Annotated in this window: 24 protein-coding genes; 15 read left to right on the forward strand and 9 right to left on the reverse strand. The window is 72.6% G+C overall.

Features of this window, described 5'->3' with window-relative positions:
- Window positions 1-69 precede the first annotated feature (69 nt).
- A complete protein-coding gene (locus tag ABZ354_RS04675) occupies window positions 70-1,293 on the reverse strand; it encodes a glycosyltransferase family 87 protein (RefSeq protein ID WP_358653160.1) in 1,224 nt (407 codons plus the stop codon).
- Between the two features lie 138 nt (window positions 1,294-1,431).
- On the opposite strand from ABZ354_RS04675, the gene ABZ354_RS04680 reads away from it, so the two are divergent.
- Entirely contained in the window at window positions 1,432-2,574 is a 1,143-nt protein-coding gene (locus tag ABZ354_RS04680) for a glycosyltransferase family 4 protein (RefSeq protein WP_358652898.1), read from the forward strand.
- A gap of 109 nt (window positions 2,575-2,683) precedes the next feature.
- Here the strand turns inward: ABZ354_RS04680 and ABZ354_RS04685 are convergent, their stop codons facing one another.
- Window positions 2,684-4,480, reverse strand: coding sequence for an AMP-dependent synthetase/ligase (locus tag ABZ354_RS04685; protein ID WP_358652900.1), 1,797 nt, complete (start codon window positions 4,478-4,480; stop codon window positions 2,684-2,686).
- A gap of 357 nt (window positions 4,481-4,837) precedes the next feature.
- Between ABZ354_RS04685 and ABZ354_RS04690 the strand changes: the two genes are divergently transcribed.
- Window positions 4,838-5,593: a metallophosphoesterase gene (locus ABZ354_RS04690; RefSeq protein WP_358653162.1), complete on the forward strand. Its 756-nt coding sequence runs from the start codon at window positions 4,838-4,840 to the stop codon at window positions 5,591-5,593.
- 185 nt (window positions 5,594-5,778) lie between these two features.
- Window positions 5,779-6,219 (forward strand): SRPBCC family protein, encoded by a 441-nt coding sequence (locus ABZ354_RS04695; protein ID WP_358652902.1) that lies wholly within the window; start codon window positions 5,779-5,781, stop codon window positions 6,217-6,219.
- A gap of 327 nt (window positions 6,220-6,546) precedes the next feature.
- Here ABZ354_RS04695 and ABZ354_RS04700 read toward each other — a convergent pair whose 3' ends face one another.
- Window positions 6,547-6,969, reverse strand: a complete 423-nt coding sequence (locus ABZ354_RS04700; protein WP_358652904.1) for a hypothetical protein — start codon at window positions 6,967-6,969, stop codon at window positions 6,547-6,549.
- A 347-nt stretch (window positions 6,970-7,316) separates the two neighbouring features.
- On the opposite strand from ABZ354_RS04700, the gene ABZ354_RS04705 reads away from it, so the two are divergent.
- From ABZ354_RS04705 to ABZ354_RS04725, 5 genes are all read left to right on the forward strand, one after another.
- Window positions 7,317-8,489 carry an ArsA-related P-loop ATPase gene (locus tag ABZ354_RS04705; protein WP_358652906.1) on the forward strand — a complete coding sequence of 391 codons (1,173 nt, stop codon included), beginning with the start codon at window positions 7,317-7,319 and terminating at the stop codon, window positions 8,487-8,489.
- 57 nt (window positions 8,490-8,546) lie between these two features.
- Window positions 8,547-9,215, forward strand: a complete 669-nt coding sequence (locus ABZ354_RS04710) for a DUF5304 family protein (protein WP_358652908.1) — start codon at window positions 8,547-8,549, stop codon at window positions 9,213-9,215.
- Between the two features lie 55 nt (window positions 9,216-9,270).
- The gene (locus tag ABZ354_RS04715; RefSeq protein WP_358652910.1) at window positions 9,271-10,224 is read left to right on the forward strand and encodes an ROK family glucokinase; all 954 of its coding nucleotides are present in this window, start codon (window positions 9,271-9,273) and stop codon (window positions 10,222-10,224) included.
- A 354-nt stretch (window positions 10,225-10,578) separates the two neighbouring features.
- Window positions 10,579-10,764 carry a DUF397 domain-containing protein gene (locus ABZ354_RS04720; RefSeq protein ID WP_358652912.1) on the forward strand — a complete coding sequence of 62 codons (186 nt, stop codon included), beginning with the start codon at window positions 10,579-10,581 and terminating at the stop codon, window positions 10,762-10,764.
- Window positions 10,765-10,804: 40 nt separating this feature from the next.
- Window positions 10,805-11,563 carry an endonuclease/exonuclease/phosphatase family protein gene (locus tag ABZ354_RS04725; protein ID WP_358652914.1) on the forward strand — a complete coding sequence of 253 codons (759 nt, stop codon included), beginning with the start codon at window positions 10,805-10,807 and terminating at the stop codon, window positions 11,561-11,563.
- Window positions 11,564-11,590: 27 nt separating this feature from the next.
- Here the strand turns inward: ABZ354_RS04725 and ABZ354_RS04730 are convergent, their stop codons facing one another.
- A complete protein-coding gene (locus ABZ354_RS04730) occupies window positions 11,591-12,247 on the reverse strand; it encodes a hypothetical protein (protein ID WP_358652916.1) in 657 nt (218 codons plus the stop codon).
- Window positions 12,240-13,019 carry an alpha/beta fold hydrolase gene (locus tag ABZ354_RS04735; RefSeq protein WP_358652917.1) on the reverse strand — a complete coding sequence of 260 codons (780 nt, stop codon included), beginning with the start codon at window positions 13,017-13,019 and terminating at the stop codon, window positions 12,240-12,242. Before ABZ354_RS04735 ends, ABZ354_RS04730 begins: the two co-directional genes overlap by 8 nt.
- 257 nt (window positions 13,020-13,276) lie before the next feature.
- On the opposite strand from ABZ354_RS04735, the gene ABZ354_RS04740 reads away from it, so the two are divergent.
- From ABZ354_RS04740 to ABZ354_RS04755, 4 genes are all read left to right on the forward strand, one after another.
- Entirely contained in the window at window positions 13,277-14,140 is an 864-nt protein-coding gene (locus ABZ354_RS04740) for a lysophospholipid acyltransferase family protein (RefSeq protein ID WP_358653164.1), read from the forward strand.
- A gap of 37 nt (window positions 14,141-14,177) precedes the next feature.
- Window positions 14,178-15,494, forward strand: a complete 1,317-nt coding sequence (locus tag ABZ354_RS04745) for a DUF5931 domain-containing protein (protein WP_358652919.1) — start codon at window positions 14,178-14,180, stop codon at window positions 15,492-15,494.
- On the forward strand, window positions 15,491-16,174 hold the full coding sequence (locus ABZ354_RS04750; RefSeq protein WP_358652921.1) for a response regulator transcription factor: 684 nt from the start codon (window positions 15,491-15,493) through the stop codon (window positions 16,172-16,174). The genes ABZ354_RS04745 and ABZ354_RS04750 overlap by 4 nt, the downstream gene beginning before the upstream one ends.
- A gap of 75 nt (window positions 16,175-16,249) precedes the next feature.
- On the forward strand, window positions 16,250-17,269 hold the full coding sequence (locus ABZ354_RS04755) for a 6-phosphofructokinase (protein ID WP_358652923.1): 1,020 nt from the start codon (window positions 16,250-16,252) through the stop codon (window positions 17,267-17,269).
- Between the two features lie 326 nt (window positions 17,270-17,595).
- On the opposite strand, the gene ABZ354_RS04760 is transcribed toward ABZ354_RS04755, so the two are convergent.
- A complete protein-coding gene (locus ABZ354_RS04760; RefSeq protein WP_358652925.1) occupies window positions 17,596-19,515 on the reverse strand; it encodes an anthranilate synthase family protein in 1,920 nt (639 codons plus the stop codon).
- A gap of 251 nt (window positions 19,516-19,766) precedes the next feature.
- On the opposite strand from ABZ354_RS04760, the gene ABZ354_RS04765 reads away from it, so the two are divergent.
- Together ABZ354_RS04765 and ABZ354_RS04770 are read left to right on the forward strand one after the other, a co-directional pair.
- Window positions 19,767-21,119 (forward strand): class II 3-deoxy-7-phosphoheptulonate synthase, encoded by a 1,353-nt coding sequence (locus ABZ354_RS04765; RefSeq protein ID WP_358652927.1) that lies wholly within the window; start codon window positions 19,767-19,769, stop codon window positions 21,117-21,119.
- 210 nt (window positions 21,120-21,329) lie between these two features.
- Complete coding sequence (locus tag ABZ354_RS04770) at window positions 21,330-21,584, forward strand: (2Fe-2S)-binding protein (protein ID WP_358652929.1); 255 nt, start codon at window positions 21,330-21,332, stop codon at window positions 21,582-21,584.
- Between the two features lie 85 nt (window positions 21,585-21,669).
- Here ABZ354_RS04770 and bfr read toward each other — a convergent pair whose 3' ends face one another.
- A complete protein-coding gene (gene bfr, locus ABZ354_RS04775) occupies window positions 21,670-22,149 on the reverse strand; it encodes a bacterioferritin (protein ID WP_358652930.1) in 480 nt (159 codons plus the stop codon).
- Between the two features lie 192 nt (window positions 22,150-22,341).
- Between bfr and ABZ354_RS04780 the strand changes: the two genes are divergently transcribed.
- On the forward strand, window positions 22,342-22,989 hold the full coding sequence (locus ABZ354_RS04780; RefSeq protein WP_358652932.1) for a sulfite oxidase-like oxidoreductase: 648 nt from the start codon (window positions 22,342-22,344) through the stop codon (window positions 22,987-22,989).
- An 88-nt stretch (window positions 22,990-23,077) separates the two neighbouring features.
- On the opposite strand, the gene ABZ354_RS04785 is transcribed toward ABZ354_RS04780, so the two are convergent.
- Complete coding sequence (locus ABZ354_RS04785) at window positions 23,078-23,959, reverse strand: deoxyribonuclease IV (RefSeq protein ID WP_358652934.1); 882 nt, start codon at window positions 23,957-23,959, stop codon at window positions 23,078-23,080.
- Between the two features lie 73 nt (window positions 23,960-24,032).
- Entirely contained in the window at window positions 24,033-25,949 is a 1,917-nt protein-coding gene (gene pknB / locus ABZ354_RS04790; protein WP_358652936.1) for a Stk1 family PASTA domain-containing Ser/Thr kinase, read from the reverse strand.
- Window positions 25,950-25,970 lie beyond the last annotated feature (21 nt).

Genomic DNA, 25,970 nt, shown 5'->3' on the forward strand with positions numbered 1-25,970 from the left:
CCGTGGGGGTGTGGTCGGGTGCGGTGGATGACGTTCTGGGGCGGGTGCCGGGGACGGCCTCCGACGGTTTCACGGTCGCGTGGTGGGGGTGCCCGCGGTCGGAGCCGGGGTGAGGGGCGCCGGGACGGCCTCGCTGGGGGCCGGGGCCGTACGGCGGACGGTCGCGCGCCACAGGCGGGTCGCCGCGAGCAGGGTGGCGGCCAGCAGCAGGCCGTTGCGCAGGAACAGCAGGGTGACGCCCAGAGCGTCGCCGGCGACGACGTGCGCGAACCACAGGGGGAACTCCAGCACCGTCACGAAGGACGCCGCCAGCGCCAGCCACACCGGCAGCCGCATCCGGCTGGAAGGGTGGCACAGGCACACCGCCCCCACGCCCACCAGCCACACCAGGTACTGGGGGCTGATCACCCGGCTCGTGGTCGTGAACATCAGCACCGCCACGAACGCCGCGTCCGCGACGGTGTGCGCCTCGAACCGCCGCGCCAGCACCCGCCACAGCAGCAGCCAGCCGAACGCCGCACCGGTCAGGAACAGCGCCGCCGAGCTCACCACGTCCACGTGCGGGCCGAGGAACTCCACCGAGCCGTAGTTGAGCAGCACCTCGCCGCTCCAGCCGAACTGCCGGGCCACGTGGAACACGAGCGCGCCGAGCGACTCCACCTCGGTGCCCCGGTCCCGCTGGAACGTCAGGAACGCGAACGCGCCCGGCATCACCACCGCGAACACACCGGCCAGCACCGCGCAGGTCAGCACCGTCGCGGCCCACGTCGAGCGCCGCCGCACGGCGAGGACCACCAGCACCGGCCACACCTTCACCATGGCGCCCAGACCCGCCAGCACACCCATCGCGCGCGGGTGCCGGGCTCCCGCCAGCAGCGCCGCCACCGCCACGGCCGTCACCATCACGTCGTAGCGCGCGTACACGGTCGGGCCGAGCAGCGGCAGGCCCGCCACCCACACCCAGGCGCCCCGCCGGGACAGCTCCGGGCGGCGGCCCGCCCGGGCCAGCAGCGCGAGGACGACCAGGTCGGCGGCGCACACCAGCACGTAGAACGCCGTCGCGTAGTCCCAGAACGGCAGCACCGCCGGGGAGAGAATCGCGAGCGCCGCCGCCGGCGGGTACTGCCAGGTCACGTCCTCCAGCGGAAACGTGCCGGTGCTCAGCACCTCGTACCAGCCCCGGTAGATGCCGGACACGTCGCTCGTGACGTCCGGGCCGGGGAAGACGTACACCTTCAGGACCCACAGCATCAGCGGCAGTCTCGTCAGGGCCCAGACCACCGGCAGCGCCATCGGGTGCCGCCGCACGCCCGTCGTCTTCACGCGTTCCCTGCCCGTCCGCTCGCCGCCCGCTCGGGGCCATGATGTCGCGGACGGCCGCGCGGCTGCCACCCAGGGCCACGGCGGGCCCTTTCGGTAGGGTCGGCGGCGATGCACAAGACCCTCATCGTCACCAACGACTTCCCGCCCCGGCCCGGCGGCATCCAGGCGTTCCTGCACAACATGGCGCTGCGCCTCGACCCGGAGCGGCTCGTCGTCTACGCCTCCACCTGGAAGCGCGGCGCCGAGGGACGGCGGGCGACCGCCGACTTCGACGCGGAGCAGCCCTTCACGGTCGTACGGGACCGTACGACGATGCTGCTGCCGACTCCGGGAGTCACCAGGCGGGCCGCCGGACTGCTGCGCGAGCACGGCTGCACCTCGGTGTGGTTCGGGGCGGCGGCCCCCCTCGGACTGATGGCCCCGGCGCTGCGCAGGGCGGGCGCAGAGCGCCTCGTCGCCACCACGCACGGCCACGAGGCGGGCTGGGCCCAGCTCCCGGCCGCCCGGCAGCTGCTGCGCCGCATCGGCGAGGGCACCGACACGCTCACCTACCTCGGCGAGTACACGCGCTCGCGGATCGCCGGCGCGCTCACCCCCGGGGCGGCGGCCCGCATGGTGCAACTGCCGCCCGGCGTCGACGAGAAGACCTTCCACCCGGGCTCGGGCGGCGCCGGGGTACGGGCCCGGCTCGGGCTGACCGACCGGCCCGTCGTGGTGTGCGTCTCCCGGCTGGTGCCGCGCAAGGGCCAGGACACGCTGATCAGGGCGATGCCGCGGATTCTGGCCGCCGAGCCGGAGGCCGTCCTGCTGATCGTCGGCGGCGGCCCCTACGAGAACGACCTGCGCCGCCTGGCCCGCGACACGGGCGTCGCCGGCTCCGTGCGCTTCACGGGCGCCGTGCCCTGGTCCGAGCTGCCCGCCCACTACGGCGCCGGAGACGTGTTCGCGATGCCCTGCCGCACCCGTCGCGGCGGCCTCGACGTCGAGGGCCTCGGCATCGTCTACCTGGAGGCCTCCGCCACCGGCCTGCCCGTGGTCGCGGGCGACTCGGGCGGCGCCCCGGACGCGGTCCTGGACGGCGAGACCGGCTGGGTCGTGCGCGGCACGTCACCGGCGGAGTCCGCCGACCGGATCGTCACGCTCCTGGGCGATGCCGGCCTCCGCAGCCGCATGGGGCAGCGGGGCCGGGAGTGGGTCGAGGAGAAATGGCGCTGGGACCTCCTGGCGGAAAACCTGAAAACCCTGCTGTAGGCGAACGCGCGGAAGGGACGGGGAACGGGCCGCTCGACCACCGGCGACGGCAGGCCGCCGACGGCAGAAAGGGGCGCCCCGGGAGGCGCCCCCTGCCGAACCGACGACGTCACTTCGCGTAGATGGCCTCGATCTCCGACGCGTAGTCCCTGGCCACCACGTTGCGCTTCAGCTTCAGCGACGGCGTCAGATGCCCGGACTCCTCCGTGAACTGCGACCCGAGGATCCGGAACTTGCGTACGGACTCCGCCTTCGACACGGCCGCGTTGCCGTCGTCGATCGCGGACTGGATGGCGGCGTTCAGATCCGGGTCGTCGCGCAGCTCGGCGGCCGTGACGCCCGCGGGCTTGCCGTGCTCGGCGGCCCAGCGGCCCAGGAACTCCTCGTCGACGGTGACCAGGGCGCCCACGAACGGCCGCCCGTCGCCCACCACCATGCACTCGGCGACCAGCGCGTGCGCCCGGATACGGTCCTCGATCACGGCGGGCGCGACGTTCTTGCCGCCCGCGGTCACCAGGATCTCCTTCTTGCGGCCCGTGATCCGCAGGTAGCCGTCCTCGTCGAGGGTGCCGATGTCGCCGGTGTGGAACCAGCCGTCGGCGAGGGCCTCCTCGCTGGCGCCCGGGTTGTTCCAGTACTCCGTGAACAGGTGCTCGCCGTGCAGCAGCACCTCGCCGTCGTCGGCGATGCGGATCACCGAGCCGGGCAGCGGCTGGCCGACCGTGCCGATCTTCTGCCGGTCCCAGGGGTTGAAGGCGGTCGCCGCACAGGACTCGGTCAGGCCGTAGCCCTCCAGCACCGAGAAGCCGATGCCGCGGAAGAAGTGCCCGAGGCGCTCGCCGAGCGGGGCGCCGCCGGAGATGGCGTACTCGCCCTTGCCGCCCAGCACCGCGCGGAGCTTGCCGTAGACCAGCCTGTCGAAGATCCGGTGCTTGATCTTCAGGCCGAGGGACGCGCCGGACGGGGTGTCCAGCGCCCTGCTGTACGCGATGGCCGTGTCGGCGGCCTTGTCGAAGATCTTGCCCTTGCCGTCGGCCTGCGCCTTGGCGCGCGCCGAGTTGTAGACCTTCTCGAAGACGCGCGGCACACCGAGGATCAGCGTCGGCCGGAACGTGGCCAGCTCGTCGGTGAGGTTCTTGATGTCGGGGACGCAGCCCAGCTTGATCGGCGCCATCATCGGCGCGACCTGTACGAGGCGGCCGAAGACGTGCGCGAGCGGCAGGAACAGCAGCACCGAGCACTCGCCGGTGCGGAACAGCGGACGCAGCCGCTCCACGATGTTGCCGCACTCCGCGAAGAAGCTGCGGTGGGTCAGCACACAGCCCTTGGGGCGGCCGGTGGTGCCGGAGGTGTAGACGATGGTCGCCGGGTCGTCGGCGCGGGCGATCGAGCCGCGCTCCTCGACGGTCCGGTCCGTGACGTCCTGACCGAGCCGGCCCAGCTCCTCCAGGGCGCCCGCCTCGATCTGCCACACCTGCTTCAGCTCGGGCAGCCCGTCGCGCACCGACTCGAGGGCCGCAACGTGCGAATCCAGTTCCACGACGCACGCCGTGGCCCCGGAGTCGCTGAGGATCCACTGCACCTGCTCCGGCGAGCTGGTCTCGTACACCGGCACGGTGACCGCGCCCGCGCTCCAGATCGCGAAGTCCAGCAGCGTCCACTCGTAGCGGGTGCGCGACATCAGACCGACCCGGTCGCCGGGCTGGACACCGGAGGCGATGAGGCCCTTGGCGGCGGCGTGCACCTCGGCGAGGAACACGCGCGCCGACACGTCCTGCCAGGTACCGCCCACCTTGCGGGCGATGACGGCGACGTCCGGATGCTGCGCGGCGTTTCTGCGGACGATGTCGGTGAGATTTCCGTCCGCAGGGACCTCGTACAAAGCCGGAAGGCTGAACTCGCGCAAGACTGCTGCTCCTCATAGGGCGCCGGCGCCACGACGTCGTGCGATGCGGCGGTGCGGTCCACGGCTCGGGCAGGCGCTCAGGATTTCGGCCGTGGGATCGGGGCCCACTGGTTGAATTTCTGAGCACGACTGGACTGCCCGGACGTTACCCGCCGGTATGACGTCTTCGACAGGGGGGCCCGGCGAGATGTTCGCTGCGTCACACGGATGGGCGTTGCTTGACGAACAGTAGTCCAGCGCGTTACTGACTTGCCAGTAACCGCAGGTCCGGCCGCCACTGTTCACGTATGCCGCACACGCCTACCCTTGATCGTCATGCCATCCACACGAGCCGGCAGCCGCAGGACGCGCATCCACGTGGTCAGCGACGTGCACGGCAACACCCGCGACCTGGCCAGGGCCGGTGACGGCGCCGACGCCCTGGTCTGCCTGGGCGACCTCGTCCTCTTCCTCGACTACGCCGACCACTCCCGCGGCATCTTCCCCGACCTGTTCGGCGTCGAGAACGCCGACCGCATCGTGGCGCTGCGCACCGCCCGCCGCTTCGAGGAGGCCCGCGAGCTCGGCAGACGCCTGTGGGCCGGCGTCGGCACCGAGCGCGCGGCCGTGATCGAGAAAGCGGTGCGCAAGCAGTACGCCGAACTGTTCGCCGCCTTCCCCACTCCGACGTACGCCACGTACGGCAACGTCGATATGCCGGCCCTGTGGCCGGAGTACGCCCGACCGGGCACCACCGTCCTGGACGGCGAGCGCGTCGAGATCGCCGGCCGGGTCTTCGGCTTCGTCGGCGGCGGCCTGCGCACCCCGATGCGCACGCCGTACGAGATCAGCGACGAGGAGTACGCCGCGAAGATCGAGGCGGTCGGCGAGGTCGACGTGCTGTGCACGCACATCCCGCCGGAGGTCCCCGAGCTGGTCTACGACACGGTGGCGCGGCGCTTCGAACGCGGCAGCCGGGCCCTGCTGGACGCGATACGCCGCACCCGCCCCCGGTACGCCCTCTTCGGGCACGTCCACCAGCCGCTCGCGCGACGCGTACGGATCGGGGCGACCGAATGCGTGAACGTCGGACACTTCGCGGGGACGGGACGGCCGTGGGCGCTGGAGTGGTGAGGCCGTGGTGGGGCGGGTGCCGGGGGTGCGCCCGTGCGCCGCGCGGCGAGGTCCGCGCAGGTGGGGTGAATCCGGCGTGACGGACGCGCGGTAGCCTTCACGCTGCACACACTCACGTCCGCGCACGATGTCGGTCCCGGCGCGTGACGAGCCCCAAGCGGCCCGCATCCGGAGGAGCCACGGCGATGGCGGAATACACCAGCTCGAGCATCACGATCGAGGCGGCACCGGCCGATGTCATGGGGGTGATCTCCGACTTCGCCCGCTACCCGGACTGGACCGGCGAGGTGAAGGAGGCCGAGGTCCTCACGTCGGACGACCGGGGCCGCGCCGAGCAGGTCCGCCTCGTCATGGACGCGGGCGCGATCAAGGACGACCAGACCCTGGCCTACACCTGGACCGGGGACCACGAGGTCTCCTGGACCCTGGTCAAGTCCCAGATGCTGCGCTCTCTGGACGGCGTCTACAGCCTCCGCCCCACGGCCGAGGGCACCACCGAGGTCACGTACCGCCTCACGGTCGACGTCAAGATCCCCATGCTCGGCATGATCAAGCGCAAGGCGGAGAAGGTCATCATCGACCGGGCCCTGGCCGGGCTGAAGAAGAGGGTGGAGTCGGGGGCGTAGGGGGGACCCGGGCCGCGGGCTGTCGTAACGCGCGGGCCGTCGTACCGCCGGGGCGGCGCGGGGGCGAGGGCGGCAACCTGTCGACCGCGGGGCGGCACACCCCCGCCCCGCCGTGCCTGCGCGGTCATGTGACCACTGATGTGTGGATGGCCTTGCTGGGAGGCTTGCCAGCGAACGTATAGCGGTTTCGGGCGCCGGAGTGCTGCCCGCCGAGCAGGACGCTCCCTGGTTCCTTGAGCACGGGCTACCCCACTCGGCGCACGTTGCGGAGGGAACGTCCTGGCATGGCCCACTCGTAGTTGGTACCGGGCGTCTGTTCTTGTGTAGTCAGTTGAGGGCGACGCCAGGAATGAAGGCGACAAGACCCGACAGGAAGCTTCCCATCGCAGCCAGCGTGACGAGGGTGGCCTTACCGTCCGAGAAGAGGCCGGAGCAGAACTCACGTACGTGACGCCGAAGAATAAGCATCTTCAGCTTCTGCCAGCGGTGTTGGCGGATGTGGCAGCCCATGAGGAGGCCGGTTGCGTTATTCCGGCAGCCGTCCTCCCCGCCTCTGACAGGCGCCCCACATGTCACAGGTGCTTGGAAAAAGCACCAGATCAGGACCAGGGCCGACAGTGCTGCGACGATCGCCGGCCCTGTGGCCCTGTTGATCCACGCGGCGATCAGCAGTGCGGCGGCGATCAAACCCCACCACTGTCCCAAGCCGCCGAGCCGACTGATTTTTGTCCTTGCCCCCGAAGTTGCCATAACTTTCATGGTGACGGGACGTGCCGTGTTGTGTGCCGTGCCTTTATCCGTTGGCCCAAAAGGACGTCAGTACGGCCGGCGCCCGACGTACAGGTGTCTGCTTCCCGGACGGATGACCGGGCGCCGTGGACAGACAGCTGAAGAATCGCGAGCGTGGCAATCGCTTACTGGTCCGCCGCGTCCGGTGCCTGCGCGAGACCCGTCGGGCAGGCCCCCAGTCCGTCTCGAACGGGGTACTGAGCTTGATCCCGGTGCCGCCCGCGCCGCGGCACCCCGCACCCATCCGCCGGGACGGCCCCCGACCAGACCCCCGGGCGGCAGCGCTGACGTCCGTTAGGTTCACCCCCATGCGCACCCTCCTGCTGACCGGCCCCGGCGGCGCCGGCCGCACCACCCTCGCCGCGGCCACCGCCCTGCACGCCGCCCGCGAGGGCACCCGGACCCTCCTGCTCGGCACCGACCGCACCGACACCCTCGGGGCGGCCCTGGGCACGAGCACCGGTCCGGCCCCGACGACGGTCGCCCCGAACCTCACCGTCTGGCGTCCCGACCCCGACGACCGGTTCCGCGCCGACCTCACCGCCTTCCAGGACCGTGCGTCCTCCGTCCTCGACCTCGTCGGCGCGACCCGCCTCGACCCCGAGGAACTCACCCCCCTGCCCGGCGCCGAGGAACTCGCCCTGCTGCGCGCCCTGCGCGACGCCGCGCTGTCCGACGAGTCCCACGACCTCCTCGTCGTCGACCTGCCCCCCGCCCCGAGGGCCCTCGCCCTGCTCGCCCTGCCCGAGGAACTGCGCCGCTACCTGCGTCGCCTCCTCCCGCCCGAGCGGCAGGCGGCCCGCGCCCTGCGCCCCGTCCTCGGCCGGCTGGCCGGCGTCCCCGTGCCCGCCGAGTGGCTGTACGAGTCCGCCGCACGCTGGGACGTGGAACTGGCCGCCGCCGAGGCCGTCGTCGCCGACCGCCGCACCGCCGTACGACTGGTCGCCGAACCCGGCCCGGCCGGCGCCGACGCCGTACGCACCGCCCGCCTCGGCCTCGCCCTGCGCGGCCTGCGCACCGACCTCCTGATCGCCAACCGCGTCCTGCCCGAGGCCGGGCCCGACACCTGGCTCGCGGGCCCCCTCGCCCAGCAGCGCAAGACGCTGACGGAGTGGCGGGAGGCGTACGAGGTCCGCGCCGTCGCGCACCTCGGCCGGGACCCGCGCGGCACGGACGACCTCGCGGCCCTCGCGGTCCCCGGCACGGCCGCCGAAGCCGCCCCCGCCGAGTGGCCCGTCACCGACCACGTCGCGGACGACGGCGTGCTCGTCTGGCACCTCCCGCTGCCCGGCGCCGAGCGCGGCGACCTGGACCTCGTACGGCGCGGCGACGAACTCGTCGTCACCGCCGGACCGTTTCGCCGCATCGTGCCGCTGCCCTCCGCGCTGCGCCGCTGCACGGTCGACGGCGCCGCCCTGCGCGACGGCGAGCTGCGCATCCGGTTCGCGCCGGATCCGCAGCTGTGGCCGCGCACCCGGTGAGGGCACGGCGGGCCGTCGGGTAACGTCGGAAGGACGAACCGTAGTCAGGAGCCCGTCATGAGCGAAGAGCGCCCGGCGCCCGACGCCCCCGAGCCCGGCCCCGAGCCGGCCGACGAGACCCGGGTGTCCGGCACAGACGCGGACACCGGCACAGACGCGGACACCGGTACGGACACGGACGCCGGCACCGGTACCGACACGGACGCCGACGCCTGGGCCGCGGCCGCCGCGGAGGACCTGGAGGCGGAGCAGGCCCGCCGCCGCACCCGGTACGGACCGCCCCCCGGCTCGGCCGCCGAGGAACTGCGCAAGCTCGTCGACGCGGTCGCCGACAAGCTGTCCGACATCCAGGCCCCCCTCCTGGGAGCCGTCGCGGGCCCCGCCGCGCAGCAGGCCGTACGGCAGGTCGTGCAGCAGGCCAGGGCCGCCGTCGAGCCCGTCATCGAACGCAACCCGGACGTCTTCGACCACCTGGCCGCGGCCGGCGGCGAGCTCCTGGCCGCCTACCGCTCGGCCGTCCAGGCCCAGGAGCGGCGCTGGACGAGCGGCGAGACGGACCCGCCGACGCCCCGCGACGAGCGGGATACGCAGGGCGGGCACGACCCGAAGGATCCGCGCCACCCGCGCGATTCTCATGATCCGGACGAGCGGGACAGCCGGAAGGGCCGGGGCGGCGAGGACGACGGTCCAGGTAGTGGACCGGCGCAGCACATCGACTTGGACTGACCCCCTCCTCGGGTACGGTTGGCCGTAGCGGGGCTCGACCGGAACTGAGGGATTCATGGGACTCACCATCGGCGTCGACATCGGCGGCACGAAGATCGCGGCCGGCGTGGTCGACGAGGAAGGCAGCATCCTCTCGACCCACAAGGTGCCGACCCCGGGCACGCCGGAGGGCATCGTGGACGCCATCGCCTCCGCGGTGGACGGCGCGCGCGCGGGCCACCACATCGTCGGCGTGGGCATCGGCGCCGCCGGCTACGTCAACCGCCAGCGCTCCGAGGTCTACTTCGCGCCCAACATCCACTGGCGCAACGAGCCGCTCAAGGAGAAGGTCGAGGCCCGCGTGGGCCTCCCGGTCGTCGTGGAGAACGACGCGAACGCCGCGGCCTGGGGCGAGTACAAGTTCGGCGCCGGCAAGGGCCACCGCAACGTCATCTGCATCACGCTCGGCACCGGCCTCGGCGGCGGCATCATCATCGGCAACAAGCTGCGCCGCGGTCACTTCGGGGTGGCCGCCGAGTTCGGCCACATCCGCATGGTGCCCGACGGCCTGCTGTGCGGCTGCGGTTCGCAGGGCTGCTGGGAGCAGTACGCCTCCGGCCGCGCCCTCGTGCGGTACGCGAAGCAGCGTGCCAACGCCACACCGGAGAACGCGGAGACGCTGCTCTCCCTCGGCAGCGGCACCCCCGACGGCATCGAGGGCAAGCACATCTCCATGGCCGCCCGTCAGGGCGACCGGGTGGCCGTCGACTCCTACCGTGAGCTGGCCCGCTGGGTCGGCGCGGGCCTCGCCGACCTGGCCTCCCTCTTCGACCCTTCCGCGTTCATCGTCGGCGGCGGCCTCTCCGACGAGGGCGAGCTGGTCCTCGGCCCGATCCGCAAGTCGTACAAGCGCTGGCTGGTCGGCGGCAACTGGCGCCCCGTCGCCGACGTCCTCGCCGCCCAGCTCGGCAACAAGGCGGGCCTGGTCGGCGCCGCAGACCTGGCCCGGGAGCCGGACCCGGTCATGTGACCGTCCCTCACACACGGGGCGCCGCCCGCCTGTTCCCTCCGGGGACGGCGGGCGGCGCCATGTGCGGCCGGGGCGGGGCGCGGAGCGGGCCCTCGACGCGGCTCCGCACGCCGGACGGCGGAAACGGGGCCGGGATCCCAGTGACCCCGGCCCCGTCCCGACGCGGTTCAGCCGAAGGAGAGCTTCCCCGTCTTCCAGTCACTGGCCGTTGGGGTATGCGGAGGGACAGAAGACCGGGCAGTTGATGGCTGACCGAGAAGCGGTGAGCGTGATGCAGATGCGCTATGCCAAGAGGCGCTCGCAGGCCTTGTCCCCAGACTCGGTGGAGTTGTCGCGGCGGATGCGAGGAGCCCGATGAGCACCCGCGGCGAGCTGTCTTGGTTCCAGAGCAGCTACAGCGGATCCGAGGGCGACAGTTGTGTGGAAGTGGCCTTCGGGACCGGCGCTGTGCACGTGCGTGACTCCAAGACGCGGGACGGGCCGCGCTTCGCCGTCCCGGCGGGCGCGTGGGGCCGTTTCCTCCGGTGCGTACGGCGCTGAACCGCCCCCCGGTCGTCCGCGGCGGCGTATCTTGATCCGCATGGCGACGTCTCCGCTGCTGCCCGATTCCCGGAACGAGTCCGACGGGTCGGCCGTCATCCGGGTGCTGAGTTACAACGTCCGCTCGATGCGGGACGACACCGGCGCCCTCGCCCGTGTCGTCCGCGCCTGCGCCCCCGACCTGGTCCTCCTCCAGGAAGCGCCCCGCTTCTTCCGCTGGCGCAAGAAGCTCGCCCGGCTCGCCTCCGAATCGGAGATGGTGACACTCACGGGTGGTGCCACCGCCGCCGGACCCGCGATGCTCTGTTCCCTGCGCGCCACCGTCGAACGTACCGAGGACGTCCTGCTGCCCCTCACCCCCGGACTGCACCGGCGCGGGTTCGCCACCGCGGTCGTACGGTTCGGCGGGGCCCGGCTCGGTGTCCTGAGCTGCCATCTGGGCCTGCGGCACGACGAGCGCTACGAGCACGGCGGTCTGCTTCTCGACCGGCTCGCCGCACTCGGCACCGAGCACGCGGTCGTGGGCGGCGACTTCAACGAACGTCCCGACGGACGCACCTTCCGGCGGCTCGCCGACGGGCTTCAGGACTGCTGGGCCGCGGCTCCCTGGGGTGGTGAGTACACCTTCACGCCGGGCCACCCGCACCAGCGCATCGACGCGATCCTCGCGACCAAGGGCATCGAGGTGCTCGGCTGCGGCGTACCGCTCGGCCACCCCGGCGTGACGGACGCGGACCTGCGGGCGGCCACCGACCACCTGCCGGTCCTGGCCGCCCTCAGGGTGCCGGCGGCCGGATGACGGGCCCCGGCCGCGACACCATCAGGCTCACACCACCGCGCCCCGGCCCGGGTCGTCGTCCTCCTCGTCCCCCGGATTCATCCGCACCACCAGCGTGACGAACCCGCCGAGGAAGCCGCCTATGCCGAGGGTCTGCAGCCACCATGTCATCTCCCAGCCGAGCAGCACCGCCAGCAGAAGCAGCACCGGGCCGCCGAGCACGCCCAGCCAGGCGAACTTGGCGGTGACGTCGGCCTCCGGCAGCGGCGGGGGCTCCGGCGGGACGAAGTGGCCCTCGTCGCCGTCGTCCTCGTCGAGGTCCTCGTCCGGGGACTCGGCCACCGAGTAGTCGCGCGGGCCCGCGACCCCGGGTGCGAACGACACCGAGCTGCCCACCGGCCGGGCCGACGCGGGCCGCTCCTCCTCCGGGTCGTCGTCGGCGACCGGGGCCCGGCGCCGCGCCTCCGGTTCCGTGTTCGTCTCGGGCTCCAGCAGCGCCAGGTCCTCGATCGTCTTGAACGGCTTGGCACCCGGCGGGTCCGGCGGCTCGTCGCCGTACCCCGCGACGATGGCCGCCCAGGCCGCCTCCTCGTCGAGGGGCACACCGTCCCCCTCGGGCGTGGCGTCCGCCTGCTCGTCGGCCCGCTGCTCCGCCGCCTTCTCGTCCGGCTCGTGGTCCTCACGCTCGGAGTCCTGCTCAGCCACCTGAGGCCGTCCCTTCCTTGGCGACACCGGGTGCGATCCGGGCGATGAACGCGAGGCTCTCCTCGAAGATCCGGTCCGCGTCCAGGTCCAACGTCGCGACGTGGTGGCTCTGTTCCAGCAGGATCTCCGTCACGTCCGGGGAGGACACCCGGCTGAGGACCCGGGCCGAGTCGGCGGGCGGCACGACATGGTCCTGCGGGCTGCGCAGCAGCAGCAACGGCTGGGTGACCTGCGGCAGCTCCCCGTCCACCAGACGGAAGAAGGTCCGCAGCGAATGCGCCGCGTGCAGCGGTACCCGGTCGTAACCCACCTCGGTGACTCCCGGCCTGGCGATGTCGCTCGCGATGCCCTTCGTGGTGCGCACCAGATGCCGGGCCACGGGCAGGGCGTACGCGGACAGGCCGTGCACCTTGTTCGCCGGGTTGACCACCACGACGCCGTCCACCGCGTCGCCGTGCCGGGCCGCCAGCCGCAGCGCCAGCGCGCCTCCCATCGACAGGCCGGCCACGAACACCCGCGTGCAGCGCTCGCGCAGGGTCCGCAGCTCGCGGTCCACCTCCGCGTACCAGTCGGGCCAGCCCGTGAGCTGCATGTCCTCCCAGCGGGTGCCGTGACCGGGCAGCAGCGGCACCGAGACCGTCAGACCGCGCTCGGCGAGATACTCCGCCCAGGGGCGCATCGACTGCGGGCAACCGGTGAAGCCGTGACACAGGAGCACCCCGACCTCCCCGCCCTCGTGGCGGAACGGCTCTGCTCCGGGGAGGACCGGCACCTTCGCTCTCCTGTCCGTGAAGAGGCTGACACGTTGGCTGACACGTTCGACGCCTGGCTGGCACGTTTACTGCGGGGACTCCGCGCGCCTGTCGCTCACGCGTGCCGCACGCGGGTACTTCACCGTACGCGACGGCACCGACACCGGCCAGGGCCGTCGGGCCACTGACACCGGCCGGACCGTCGGGCCGTTCGGCAGTGCGCCGGGATAGGGTCTGACCCACAGACACGGGAGGCACTCGGTTGTTGTACGGCACGATGAAGGTCACCATCGGGGGCTCGCTGAAGCTCGCCTTCCGGCCCTGGGTGGAGGGCATCGAGCACGTCCCGGCCCGCGGCCCCGCCATACTGGCGAGCAACCACCTGTCGTTCTCCGACTCGTTCTTCCTGCCGGCCGTCCTCGACCGCAAGGTGACCTTCATCGCCAAGGCCGAGTACTTCAACACCCCCGGTGTGAAGGGCCGGCTGACCGCCGCCTTCTTCAAGGGCGTCGGCCAGCTCCCGGTGGACCGCTCCGGCGGGCGCGGCGCGGGCGAGGCCGCCATCCAGAGCGGCATCGAAGTGCTGGAGCGCGGCGAGCTGTTCGGTATCTACCCGGAGGGCACCCGCTCGCCCGACGGCCGTCTCTACCGCGGTAAACCGGGCGGGCTCGCGCGCGTGGCGCTCGCCACCGGGGCACCCGTCATCCCGGTCGCCATGATCGACACCGAGAAGATCCAGCCGCCCGGGAAGGTCGTCCCGAAGCTGATGCGGCCGGGCATCCGGATCGGCCGCCCGCTGGACTTCAGCCGCTACCAGGGCATGGACCACGACCGCTTCGTCCTGCGCGCGGTGACCGACGAGGTCATGTACGAGATCATGAAGCTGTCCGGCCAGGAGTACGTCGACATGTACGCCACCGCCATGAAGCGGCAGCTGGCGGAGGCGGCGAAGGCCGAGAGGGAAGCCGTGAAGGCGGCCCGGGCCGCGCTCGCGGCGGCCGAGAGGGAACAGGTACTGAAGGAGCGGGCACGCAGGGAGCGGGCGGCCCGCGACCAGGCCGAGCGGGACCAGGCCGAACGGGACCAGGCCGAACGGGAGCAGACGGAGCGGGAGCAGGGCCCGAAAGCGCAGAGCGAGTAGAGCCGGCGCCGGACACGGCGGGCCGGGGGTGGGGGACATGGCCGGGCGCGAGCACGTCATGAGGATGTCGGTCGAGCTGCCGCTGTGGCGTGCGCTCGTCGGCTACCGCCTCCTCTCCGCGGTGTACGCGGTCGGTGTCTTCGCCTCCGCCCACGACCAGTTCGTCCGCCCCTGGGTCGCCGTCGCCTACTTCGCCGTCCTGGCCGCGTGGACCCTGGCCACCCTGCCCCGCGTCGCGAACGCCGACAGCTGCACCGGGCGTTTCCTCGCCGCCGACCTGACCGTCGCGCTGACCGGCATCCTGCTCACGCCGGTCGCCGACGCCCACGAGCGGGTCCAGGCGGGCGGCCCCACACTGCCGTCGATCTGGACCGCCGGCGCCGTCCTCGCCTTCGCGCTCAAGGGCGGCTGGCGCTGGGCCGCCTTCGCCTCCACTCCCGTCGCCGCCGCCAACCTCCTCGAGCGCGGCGGCCCCGCCCGCGACACCGTCCACAACGTCATCCTCGTCTGGGTCGCCGCCATCGCCATCGGCTACGTCGTCGAGGTCGCCCGCGCCTCCGAGCGCACCCTCGCCCGCGCCCTGGAGATCGAGGCCGCCACCCGTGAGCGGGAGCGGCTCGCCCGCGACATCCACGACGGAGTCCTCCAGGTGCTGGCCATGGTGCAGCGGCGCGGCGCCGTCATCGGAGGCGAGGCGGCCGAGCTGGGCCGGATGGCAGGCGAGCAGGAGGTGGCGCTGCGCACCCTCGTCTCCAGCGGCCTGCTGCCCGTCTCCCGCGTCTCGGAGGACGCCGCCGAGGGCGCCGTCGTACGGGCCGTGGACGAGGCGGACGTCGAGGACGGGGACGACGGGACGGCCGCCGGCGCCGGTCCCGTGGACCTGCGGGGCCTGCTCGCCCCGTACGCCCGCGCCGGCGTCAGCCTCGCCGAGCCCGGCGCCCCCGTGCTGCTCGCGCCCGCCGCCGCCCGCGAGGTCGCCGCGGCCGTCGGTGCCGCCCTGGACAACGTCCGCAAACACGCGGGGGAGCACGCGCGCGCGTGGATCCTCGTGGAGGACGAACCCGGCCGGCCCGGTGAACCCGGCGCGATCCTGGTGACCGTACGGGACGACGGCCCCGGCATCCCCGCGGGCCGACTCGCCGAGGCCGAGGGCGAGGGGCGGCTCGGCGTGGCCCAGTCGATCCGCGGCAGGCTGCGCGACCTGGGCGGCAGCGCCGAGCTCGTCTCCGTACCGGGTCAGGGCACGGAGGTCGAACTGAAGGTACCGAAGGACACGGCGCACGGGAGGCACGGAGAACCCGTGCAGCCCGCGAAGCACGTGACGCCCGCACGGGGGAAGGCCACCAAGAGATGACCGAACAGCAGGCTCCGATCAAGGTGATGGTGGTCGACGACCACCCCATGTGGCGCGACGCCGTCGCCCGCGACCTCGCCGAAGCCGGCTTCGACGTGGTCGCCACCGCGGGCGACGGCGACCAGGCGGTGCGCCGCGCCAGGGCCACCGGGCCCGACGTGCTCGTCCTCGACCTGAACCTGCCCGCCAAGCCGGGCGTCCAGGTCTGCAAGGAGGTCGTCGCAGCCGACCCGACGGTGCGCGTCCTGGTGCTGTCCGCGAGCGGCGAGCACGCCGACGTCCTGGAGGCCGTGAAGTCGGGCGCCACCGGCTACCTGCTGAAGTCGGCGTCCACCGGGGAACTCCTCGACGCGGTGCGCCGTACCGCCGTCGGCGACCCCGTCTTCACGCCCGGCCTCGCCGGACTGGTCCTCGGCGAGTACCGCCGCCTGGCCTGCGAACCCGCCCCGGCCGCCGCACGGGACGCCGGGGCGTCCCGCGCCCCCCGGCTGACCGACCGCGAGACCGAGGTGCTGCGCCTGGTCGCCAAGGGCCTGAGCTACAAGCAGATCGCCGAACGCCTCGTCATCTCGCACCGCACGGTCCAGAACCACGTACAGAACACCCTCGGCAAACTCCAGCTCCACAACCGCGTGGAACTCGTCCGCTACGCCATCGAACGCGGCCTGGACGACGAGTGAACCCACCGAGCGCCGTCCGCCCGCTAGCGTGGGGACCGTCGGGACAGGGTCAACGCGGCGGAGGGACTCCCCATCATGCGGGTCGGAGTACTGACCGGAGGCCGTGACTGCCCGGGGCTGAACGCCGTGATCCGGGCCGTCGTCCGCAAGGGCGTGCAGGAGTACGGCTACGAGTTCGTCGGCTTCCGGGACGGCTGGCTCGGCCCCCTGGAGGGCCAGACCGTCCCCCTCGACATCCCCGCGGTGCGCGGCACCCTGCCCCGTGGCGGCACCATCCTCGGCTCCTCGCGCACCGACCCCCTGGCGCACCGGGACGGGGCCCGCCGCATCAAGGACACCCTCGCGGAGCACGAGGTCGAGGCCCTGATCACGATCGGCGGCCGGGACACCCTGGGCACCGCCACCCGCCTCGCCGACGAGCACGGCGTGCCCTGCGTCGGCGTACCCAAGACGATCGACAACGACCTGCCCGGCACGGACTGCACGGTCGGTTTCGACACCGCCGTCGGCGTCGCCACGCAGGCCATCGACCGGCTGCACACCACCGCCGAGTCCCACAAGCGGGTGCTCGTGGTGGAGGTGATGGGCGGGGAGAGCGGCTGGATCGCGGTGCACTCCGGGCTGGCCGGCGGCGCGAACGTCATCCTCGTCCCCGAGCAGCCCTTCGACGTGGAGCAGGTGTGCGGCTGGGTGACGTCCCGGTTCCGGGCGTCGTACGCGCCGATCGTGGTCGTCGCCGACGGTGCCGTGCCCAAGGAGGGCGGCATGGTCCTCAGGAAGGGCCCGGCCGGGCAGGTGCGGCTGTCCGGCGTGGGGGAGTGGCTGGCCGCGGAGATCGAGCACCGCACCGGCAAGGAGGCCCGCACCACGGTGCTGGGCCACACGCAGCGCGGCGGTTCGCCCAGCCCCTTCGACCGCTGGCTCGCCACCCGCTTCGGGCTGCACGCCGTCGACTGCGTCCACGACGGAGACTTCGGCACGATGGTGGCGCTGCGCGGCACGGACATCGTCCGCATTCCCCTGCGGGAGGCGGTGGCGGGGCTGAGGCAGGTGGACCCGGCCCGGTACGCGGAGGTCGGTGTCTTCTTCGGGTGAGTTCCCCGCCCCTTCGGCGCGGGTGAGCGCCGAGTCCGGCCCACCCTCCGCGCGCGGGCCACGACGTGTACGAGGCGGAGGCGGGCCTGAGCGCCCTCGGCAGGCCCTGAGGTCATCGCGGACGAGACCCCGGCCCCCTCAGGGCGTACCCGAACGCACTGCTCACGCCCCGCCGGGCGCACGCACGACGACGCCGTGACGCAGACCGTCGACGCCACCGTGCGCGACACCCTCGACTACCGGGCGGGCCGCCGCTCCGGGACCGTGCGCGACACCCTCGACTACCGGGCGGGCCGCCGCTCCGGGACCGTGCGCGACACCCTCGACTACCGGGCGGGCCGCCGCTCCGGGACCGCGCTCGTGCCGCGCAGCCGGCCGACCAGCTCCCGCACGATCGCGGCCCCGTTCAGCGTCAGCACCGACTCCGGATGGAACTGCACCCCCGCGAACCCCGGCCCCCGCAGCGCGTGCACCTCACCACCGCCGGACCTGCTCACCTCCACGTCGTGCGCGGCCAGCTCCCGCAGCGCCGCGTCGTCGCAGTGCGCCACGAAGCTGTTGTAGGAGCCGACGGTCTCACCGCGCCCGAACAGGTCGATCCGCGTCTGGGCCCCCTGGTACGGCACATCCTTGCGGACGATCTCCAGGCCCAGCTCGGCGGCGATCAGCTCGTGCCCGAGGCAGACGCCGAGCAGCCCGTGCCGGTGCTCGCGCACCACCCGGGCGGCCAGGTCCCGCAGGAACCGCATCTTCGGGTCGGAGAGGTCCGACGGGTCACCCGGGCCCGGCCCCAGGACGACCGGCCCCTCGTGCCCGAGCACCGTCTGGCGCAGCCCCGGCTCGTCGTACCGCCGGACGGTCACCTCCAGGCCGCCCGAGCGCAGCACGTGCGCGAGCATCGCGGTGAAGGTGTCCTCCCCGTCCACGACCAGCGCGTGGCCCGCCGGCCCGTCGGACCGGTCCTGCATCCGCAGCCAGAACGGCGCGAGCGAGGCCCGCCGCCCGTCCAGCGCCGCCCGCACCCGCGGGTCGTCCGCCAGCCGTACGGCGGGGCCCTCGGCGCGCGGCCGGCCCGGCCGTACGCCGAGCGCCGCCAGCACCCCGGCCGCCTTGGCGTGCGTCTCCGCCACCTCGCCCGCCGGGTCCGAACCGCGTACGAGCGTGGCGCCGACCGGCACCCGCAGCCGTCCCGCCGCATCGATGTCGGCGGTGCGGATGAGGATGGGGGAGTCCAGGGTCTGGGCGCCGCCCGCGTCCCGGCCGATCAGGGCCAGCGCGCCCGCGTAGTAGCCGCGCCCGCCGCTCTCGTGCCGTTCGATGACCCGGCAGGCGTTCTGCACCGGGGACCCGGTGACGGTCGCCGCGAACATCGTCTCCTTCAGTACGTCCCGCACGTCGAGGGAGGACCGGCCGCGCAGCTCGTACTCGGTGTGCGCGAGGTGGGACATCTCCTTCAGCCGGGGCCCGACGACGACACCGCCCATGTCGCCGACGGTGCACATCATCTTGAGTTCCTCGTCCACGACCATCGACAGCTCCTCGATCTCCTTGCCGTCGGCGAGGAAGCCGAGCAGGTGCTCGGGGGTCGGCCCCTCGGCGGGATAGCGGTACGTCCCGCTGATCGGGTTCATGACGACGGTCCCGCCGGACATCCGGACGTGCGCCTCCGGGCTGGCCCCGACCAGGGTCCGGTCTCCGGTGTGCACCACGAAGGTCCAGTACGCGCCCCGCTCGCCCTCCAGCAGCCGCCGGAACAGCGCCAGCGCGTCGGCCCGCCCGAAGCCGGGGATCTCACCCCGGTACGTCCGCCGGATCACGAAGTTGGCGCCCTCGCCCCGCCCGATCTCCTCCTCCAGCACCCGCCCGACGATGCGCTCGTACGCGTCGTCGGTCACGTCGAACCCACCGTCCGTGACGCGCACGTCGTGGCCCGGCAACTGCTCCAGGGCGTCGGCGAGCGGAATCTCGTACGACTCCTCGGGTGTCAGTGCCAGCAGGGGCGTGCCGTCGTCGCGGACGTCGAAACCGCGCTCGCGGATCTGCCGGAACGGCACCAGCGCCAGGCACGCGTCGGGCAGGTCGGCGAGCCGGCCGTAGGCCGCCACCGGCCCGAGCAGCAGCTCGACCACGTCGTGGTCGTGCCCGGGGGAGCGGCGGCGCAGCAGGGCGAAGGGACGGGAGCCGGCGATCAGGCCGGACAGGGTCCCGGCCGTCGGTTTCACGGACGTTTTCGCGGGCTTGCTCATGGTCGTCGTGGTCCTTCTGGGAAGGAGGGACGACCCGGGCCGCAAACGCCGAAGGCCGCCCCTCGGGCGGCCTTCGCGAAGTCGGTGCGTACGCGCAGTCAGTGGGCCGCCGAGGGAGCGGTCCACCACCAGGTGCAGGTCAGCGGCGCGAACATACGGCGCACCCTACCCCAGGTCCGCGGGCTGTACGACGTGTCTCACTTCCTGGGCATCGGCTGGAAGGCACGACGTCACCCCGTAATGTTGGGGCCGTGACCGTGAACGCTAAGACCAGCGCGAGCGCTGGCAACACCTGGCGAGACCTGCCCGCGGCGCAGCAGCCCGAGTACCCCGACGCCGAGGCTCTGCGCGCAGCGATCGCGGACCTCGAGTCGTATCCGCCGCTCGTCTTCGCGGGCGAGTGCGACCAGCTGCGCGCCCGCATGGCGGCCGTCGCCAAGGGAGAGGCGTTCCTCCTCCAGGGCGGCGACTGCGCGGAGGCCTTCGACGCGGTGTCCGCCGACCACATCCGCAACAAGCTCAAGACCCTGCTCCAGATGGGCGCCGTGCTGACGTACGCCGCCTCGGTGCCGGTCGTGAAGGTCGGCCGGATCGCCGGCCAGTACTCCAAGCCGCGCTCCAAGCCGACCGAGACCCGGGGCGGCGTGACGCTCCCCACCTACCGGGGCGACTCCGTCAACGGCTTCGAGTTCACCGAGGAGGCCCGGGTCCCGGACCCCGAGCGCCTCAAGCGCATGTACCAGGCGTCCGCCTCGACGCTGAACCTGGTGCGGGCCTTCACCACCGGTGGCTACGCCGATCTGCGCCAGGTGCACGCCTGGAACCAGGACTTCGTGAAGTCCTCGCCGTCCGGCCAGCGCTACGAGAAGCTCGCCCGCGAGATCGACAAGGCGCTGCACTTCATGCACGCCTGCGGGGCCGACCCGGAGGAGTTCAAGACCGTCGAGTTCTTCGCCTCGCACGAGGCGCTGCTGCTGGACTACGAGTCGGCGCTCACCCGCGTCGACTCCCGCACCGGGCGCCTGTACGACGTGTCGGCGCACATGGTGTGGATCGGTGAGCGCACCCGGCAGCTGGACCACGCGCACATCGAGTTCGCCTCGCAGATCCGCAACCCCATCGGCGTCAAGCTCGGCCCGACGACCACGGCCGAGGAGGCGCTGCAGTACATCGAGCGCCTCGACCCGGACCGCGAGCCGGGCCGGCTGACCTTCATCGTCCGCATGGGCGCCGACAAGGTCCGCGACAAGCTCCCGGAGCTGGTGGAGAAGGTCACGGCGTCCGGTGCGGTGGTGGCCTGGGTGACCGACCCGATGCACGGCAACACCTACGAGGCGGCGTCCGGGCACAAGACCCGCTGCTTCGACGACGTGCTCGACGAGGTCAAGGGCTTCTTCGAGGTCCACAAGGAGCTCGGCACCCACCCGGGCGGCATCCACGTGGAGCTGACCGGCGACGACGTGACCGAGTGCGTGGGCGGCGGCGACGAGATCTTCGTCGACGACCTCCACCAGCGCTACGAGACGGCCTGCGACCCGCGGCTCAACCGCAGCCAGTCGCTCGACCTGGCGTTCCTGGTCGCCGAGATGTACCGCGACCAGTAGCCGGACGGGCCGCGCCCGGTAAGCCGGACGGACCGCGCCCGGTAGCCGGACGGACCGCGCCCGGTAGGCGTGCGGGCACAGTGCGCTGTGGGGCGCGGATCACCAACGATCCGCGCCCCACCCCACTTTTGCGCCACGTGGCCGACAGGTAAGGTTAGGTCTGCCTCACCGCGACGTCGGGACGGCACGACCTGTGATTCCTGCCCGGAGGTGAGCCGCGTGTACGTCTGCAGTTGCTTCGGAGTCACCGAACAGCAGGTCGAGCGGCACGCGGAAGACGGCGCCTGCACCCCCCGCCAAATCGCCTCGGCCTGCAAGGCCGGCACGGACTGCGGGTCGTGCGTGCGACGCATCCAGGCGATTCTCGGCCGCGGTGCCTGCCCGCGCCGCGACCTCGCGGAGCAGGGCATGCCGGTGCTGTCCGACCTGCCGGCCACCGGCACCGGCCTCGACGCGGCGGCCTGATCCGAGCCCGGGGGCGACCCGGTGCGCAGGAGATCCGGCCCGACCCGGACCGGCGTGGCCGTGACGGCCCTGCACATGACAGGCTTCAGCTCTCCGGCTGCTCGACGAGCTGCGCCAGATAGAGAGCCACGCCGAGCCGCTCGACCAGCTCGAGCTGGGTGTCGAGGTAGTCGATGTGGTGCTCCTCGTCCGCCAGGATCGACTCGAAGATGTTCGCCGACGTGATGTCGCCCTTCTCCCGCATCACCGTGATGCCGTGCCTGAGGCGGTCGATCGCCTCGACCTCGATCTGCCGGTCCGCCTGGAACATCTCCTTGACGGTCTGACCCACCCGGACGTGGAACAGCCGCTGATAGTTGGGCAGCCCCTCCAGGAACAGGATCCGCTCGGTCAGGACCTCGGCGTGCTTCATCTCGTCGAACGACTCGTGCCGCGTGTACTTCGCGAGCTTCGTCCAGCCGAAGTTCTCCTGCATCTTCGCGTGCAGGAAGTACTGGTTGATCGCGGTGAGCTCGCCCGTGAGCTGCTCGTTGAGGAATTCGATGACCTCGGGATCGCCCTGCATCGCAGAGGCTCCTTCCAGGGGAAACTGGCGGGTTGCGCCGCATGATCGCACCGCATGCGTGGATCGTCCAGTAAGTCTGCGCTTAGTAGGAGAATGTATGTTTGGTCCAGATTGGCGGTGAATCGCCGCTGCCGCTCGCGGGGCGGGCGGGGCAGGTGAAGCGCATCCTCAGAGGTCTGTCAGGATGGAGACATGGGTCAGCCGGCGGAGCGCGAAGCGGGAGAGCGCGATCCACAGGGAGCGCCGCCGCCCGAGCTTCCCCCCGGGCAGCGGCTCCAGAAGGGCTGGCCGGTCACCCACTACGGGCCGGTCCCCAAGTTCCGCCCCGAGCGCTGGGAGTTCCGGGTCTTCGGCGCCACCGCGGACGGCGGGAAGCACTGCTGGAACCACGATGAGTTCACTGCCCTGCCGTACATCACCGTCGTCGCCGACCTGCACTGCGTCACGAAGTTCAGCATGCTCGGCGCCGAGTGGGGCGGCATCCCCGCACGGACCGTTCTCGACCTGGCACCGCCGGCGTCCTCCGTCACCCACGTGATGGTCTGGGCGGAGTACGGCTTCAGCTCCAACCTGCGGCTCACCGACTTCGCCGCCGACCGTGCCCTCTTCGCCACCCACAAGGACGGCGAGCTCCTCACCGCCGAACACGGCTTCCCGCTGCGCCTGATCGTGCCGCACCTGTACGCCTGGAAGGGTCCCAAGTGGGTGCGCGGCGTCGAGTACATGACCGCCGACCGCCGCGGCTTCTGGGAGGAACGCGGCTACCACAACGTCGGCGACCCCTGGAAGGAACAGCGCTACTCGTACCAGGAGGAGCCGGGGGAGGGCCCCGAACTCTGACCCGTTTCCGGGTCGCCGCGGTCGCCGCGGTCGCCGTGGTCGTCGGGGACGTCGGGGGCGGGGCGTCCGGCCCCCGGCCTGTGAGCCGTCAGCCGGCTTCCCGCAGCTTCTTCAGCCGCTCCACGTCCGCGGCGTGGCCCTCCTTGCCGCCGGGCGTCTCGATGACCAGCGGTACGCCCTCGGTGGCGGGGTGGGTCATCAACGCGCGGAACGGGTCCTCACCGATGTGACCGGCACCGATGTTCGCGTGCCGGTCCTTGTGCGCGCCCACCACGTCCTTCGAGTCGTTGGCGTGGATCAGCTTCAGCCGGCCCGCGCCGACCGTGTCCACCAGCAGGTCCAGCGTCTGGTGCATGCCGGCCGGGCCGGTCAGGTCGTGCCCCGCCGCGAAGACGTGGCACGTGTCCAGGCACACGCCCAGCTTCGGATGCGCGTCCAGTGCCTCGAAGTACGGTCCGAAGTCCCAGGTCCGCGAGCACAGCGAGGCGCCCTGCCCGGCGGTCGACTCCAGCAGCAGATACGGGTCGTCGTCGTGGGTCAGCTCGTCCAGCAGCGGCAGCAGACGCTCCCGCACCTGCCGCAGCGCCACCGACCGGTCCCGGCCGCCCGTCGCGCTGCCCGTGTGCACGACCACGCCCAGCGCCCCGATCTCCCGGCCGCGCCGCAGCGAGTGCCGCAGCGACTCCACCGAGCGCTCGACGGTCGCCTCCGTGTGGGAGCCGAAGTTGATCAGGTAGGGGGCGTGCACGTACGCCGGGATCGACTCCGCCTCGCACGCGGCGCGGAACGCCTCGTCCTGCCGGGGATCGCCGACCGGGGTGGCCCAGCCGCGCGGGTTGGCGACGAAGACCTGCACGGTCTCGGCGCCCAGGTCACGGGCGTAGGACAGGCCCACGGAATGGAGGCCGCCGGCGACGGGGACATGGCCGCCGACGGGATTGCGGGAACGGCCGGACTGCTGACTCTTCACCCTGCCAGGGTGTCATGCCGTCGGCCCGCTCCCGTCGGCGGACCTCCGCCCCCGACGGCGGACCCCGAGGCCGTCAGCGGATCTTGAGGGTGACGGCCGAACCCTTGGGGGCCTTCTCCCCGCCCGCCACGGACTGCCCCTCGACGGTGTCGCCGAACAGGCCGAGCAGGCCGCGGTCCTCCTTCACCTCGAAGCCGGCCGCCTCCAGCTTCTCCTTCGCGTCGTCCACGCTGTCCCCGACCACGTCCGGGACCGCGACCAGCACCGGACCCCTGGACACCGTCAGTGTCACCGTGTCGCCCTCGGCGGCCCGGCTGCCGGGCGCCGGGGACTGCCGCGCCACCTGGCCCTTGCCGTGCTCGGAGTTGACCTGCTTCTGCGCGACCCTGACCTTCAGACCGGCCTCGGTCAGCTCGGCCCGGGCGTCCGCGAGGTCATCACCGGTGACGTCCGGCACGTCGACCGGGCTGCCCTTGCTGACGGTGAGCGCGACGGCCGCGCCCGCGCGGACCGTGATGCCCGATGCCGGAGCCGTCGAGATCACGAAACCGCGCAGCACGTCGTCGCTGAACTCCCGGGTGACCATGCCCGGCTCCAGGCCCTCGCGCTCGAGGATCTCGCGGGCCTTGTCGAGCCGGGAGCCGGCCAGGTCCGGCATCTTCACGTTCTTCGGGCCGTCGGAGATCGTCAGTGCCACGGAGTCGTTCTGCCGGATGCGGGCGCCCGCCTCCGGGTCCGTGCTGATGACCGTGCCCCGCTTCACCGTGTCGCTGTGGGCGTGCCGGACGGCGCCCACGCCGAGCCCCGCCTCCGACAGCCGGTCCCTGGCCTGCGCCTCCGTCTTCGTCAGCAGCGGCGGGACCTTCGTGAACTGTCCGGAGTTGATGTACCAGACGCCCAGCAACAGCAGCACCGCCAGCCCGATCACCAGCGGAACGCGCCCGCGCAGCCCCGCACCCCGGCGCGGCGGAGGCGGCGGCGGGGACTGGAGGCGGCTGGTGTGGTGAACTCCCGCCGCCTCGTCGTCCTCGTCGACCGGCAGCAGGCGCGGCACGGTCAGACCGCGCGCGATCACGCTCGTACGGTCGTCGGCGATGTCATGGTCCGAGGCGAGCGACTGCGGCGGTACCGCGTCCAGCTGGGCGGCGCCCAGTGCGGCACGCGTCTCGCGAACCCGCGCGAGCAGCGCCACCGCGTCGTGCGGCCGGAGCGCCGGGCGGCGGGCGGTGGCCGACGCGACCAGTTCGTCCAGCTCGTACGCCATGCCCGGCACGGCGGCCGACGGCGGCGGCACGTCCTCGTGCATGTGCTTGTAGAGCACGGTCGCGGGGGAGTCCCCGGTGTGCGGCTTGCCGCCGGTCAGCATCTCGTGGAGGACGACACCGCACGCGTACACGTCGACGCGCGGGTCCGCCGTCCCGCTCTCGATCTGCTCCGGTGCGAGATACGCCACGGTGCCCAGCACGGCCCCGGTGGTGCTCGTCACCGTGTCCACGGCCCGTACGAGGCCGAAGTCGGCGACCTTGACCCGGCCGTCGTCCCCTATGAGGACGTTCTCCGGCTTCATGTCCCGGTGCACGAAACCGGCGCGGTGGGCGGCGCCCAGCGCGGCCAGCACCGGCTCCAGGATGTCCAGCGCGGCCCTCGGCCGGAGCGCGCCGCGCTCGCGCAGCACGTCACGCAGCGTGCAGCCCGCCACGTACTCCATGGCGAGGTACACGTACGGGCCGGCGGTGCCCTGGTCGAAGACCTGCACCACATTGGGGTGCGCGAGACGGGCCACCGACTTCGCCTCCCGGATGAACCGCTCGACGAACGACCCGTCGGCCGCGAGCGCGGGGTGCATCACCTTGAGTGCGAGCACGCGGTCCAGGCGGGTGTCCACGGCCCGGTAGACCGTGGCCATCCCGCCGACGGCGATCCGCGCCTCGACGCGGTACCGCCCGTCGAGCAGCTGCCCGACCAGAGGGTCCTGAAGGGTCGTGTCCACGCAGGCGAGTCTACGAGCCGC

The sequence above is a fragment of the Streptomyces sp. NPDC005925 genome (genome assembly GCF_040638805.1).
Taxonomy (GTDB): Bacteria; Actinomycetota; Actinomycetes; order Streptomycetales; family Streptomycetaceae; genus Streptomyces.

Coding starts and splice junctions, on each gene's coding strand:
- ABZ354_RS04695 (WP_358652902.1), top strand. CDS start 5,779: ATGGCGGAATACACCAGCTCGAGCATCACGATCGAGGCGGCACCGGCC.
- ABZ354_RS04780 (WP_358652932.1), top strand. CDS start 22,342: ATGGGTCAGCCGGCGGAGCGCGAAGCGGGAGAGCGCGATCCACAGGGA.
- bfr (WP_358652930.1), bottom strand. CDS start 22,149: ATGCAGGGCGATCCCGAGGTCATCGAATTCCTCAACGAGCAGCTCACG.
- ABZ354_RS04700 (WP_358652904.1), bottom strand. CDS start 6,969: ATGGCAACTTCGGGGGCAAGGACAAAAATCAGTCGGCTCGGCGGCTTG.
- ABZ354_RS04705 (WP_358652906.1), top strand. CDS start 7,317: ATGCGCACCCTCCTGCTGACCGGCCCCGGCGGCGCCGGCCGCACCACC.
- ABZ354_RS04725 (WP_358652914.1), top strand. CDS start 10,805: ATGGCGACGTCTCCGCTGCTGCCCGATTCCCGGAACGAGTCCGACGGG.
- ABZ354_RS04680 (WP_358652898.1), top strand. CDS start 1,432: ATGCACAAGACCCTCATCGTCACCAACGACTTCCCGCCCCGGCCCGGC.
- ABZ354_RS04745 (WP_358652919.1), top strand. CDS start 14,178: ATGGCCGGGCGCGAGCACGTCATGAGGATGTCGGTCGAGCTGCCGCTG.
- ABZ354_RS04710 (WP_358652908.1), top strand. CDS start 8,547: ATGAGCGAAGAGCGCCCGGCGCCCGACGCCCCCGAGCCCGGCCCCGAG.
- ABZ354_RS04750 (WP_358652921.1), top strand. CDS start 15,491: ATGACCGAACAGCAGGCTCCGATCAAGGTGATGGTGGTCGACGACCAC.
- ABZ354_RS04720 (WP_358652912.1), top strand. CDS start 10,579: ATGAGCACCCGCGGCGAGCTGTCTTGGTTCCAGAGCAGCTACAGCGGA.
- ABZ354_RS04760 (WP_358652925.1), bottom strand. CDS start 19,515: ATGAGCAAGCCCGCGAAAACGTCCGTGAAACCGACGGCCGGGACCCTG.
- ABZ354_RS04715 (WP_358652910.1), top strand. CDS start 9,271: ATGGGACTCACCATCGGCGTCGACATCGGCGGCACGAAGATCGCGGCC.
- ABZ354_RS04740 (WP_358653164.1), top strand. CDS start 13,277: ATGAAGGTCACCATCGGGGGCTCGCTGAAGCTCGCCTTCCGGCCCTGG.
- ABZ354_RS04675 (WP_358653160.1), bottom strand. CDS start 1,293: ATGGCGCTGCCGGTGGTCTGGGCCCTGACGAGACTGCCGCTGATGCTG.
- ABZ354_RS04755 (WP_358652923.1), top strand. CDS start 16,250: ATGCGGGTCGGAGTACTGACCGGAGGCCGTGACTGCCCGGGGCTGAAC.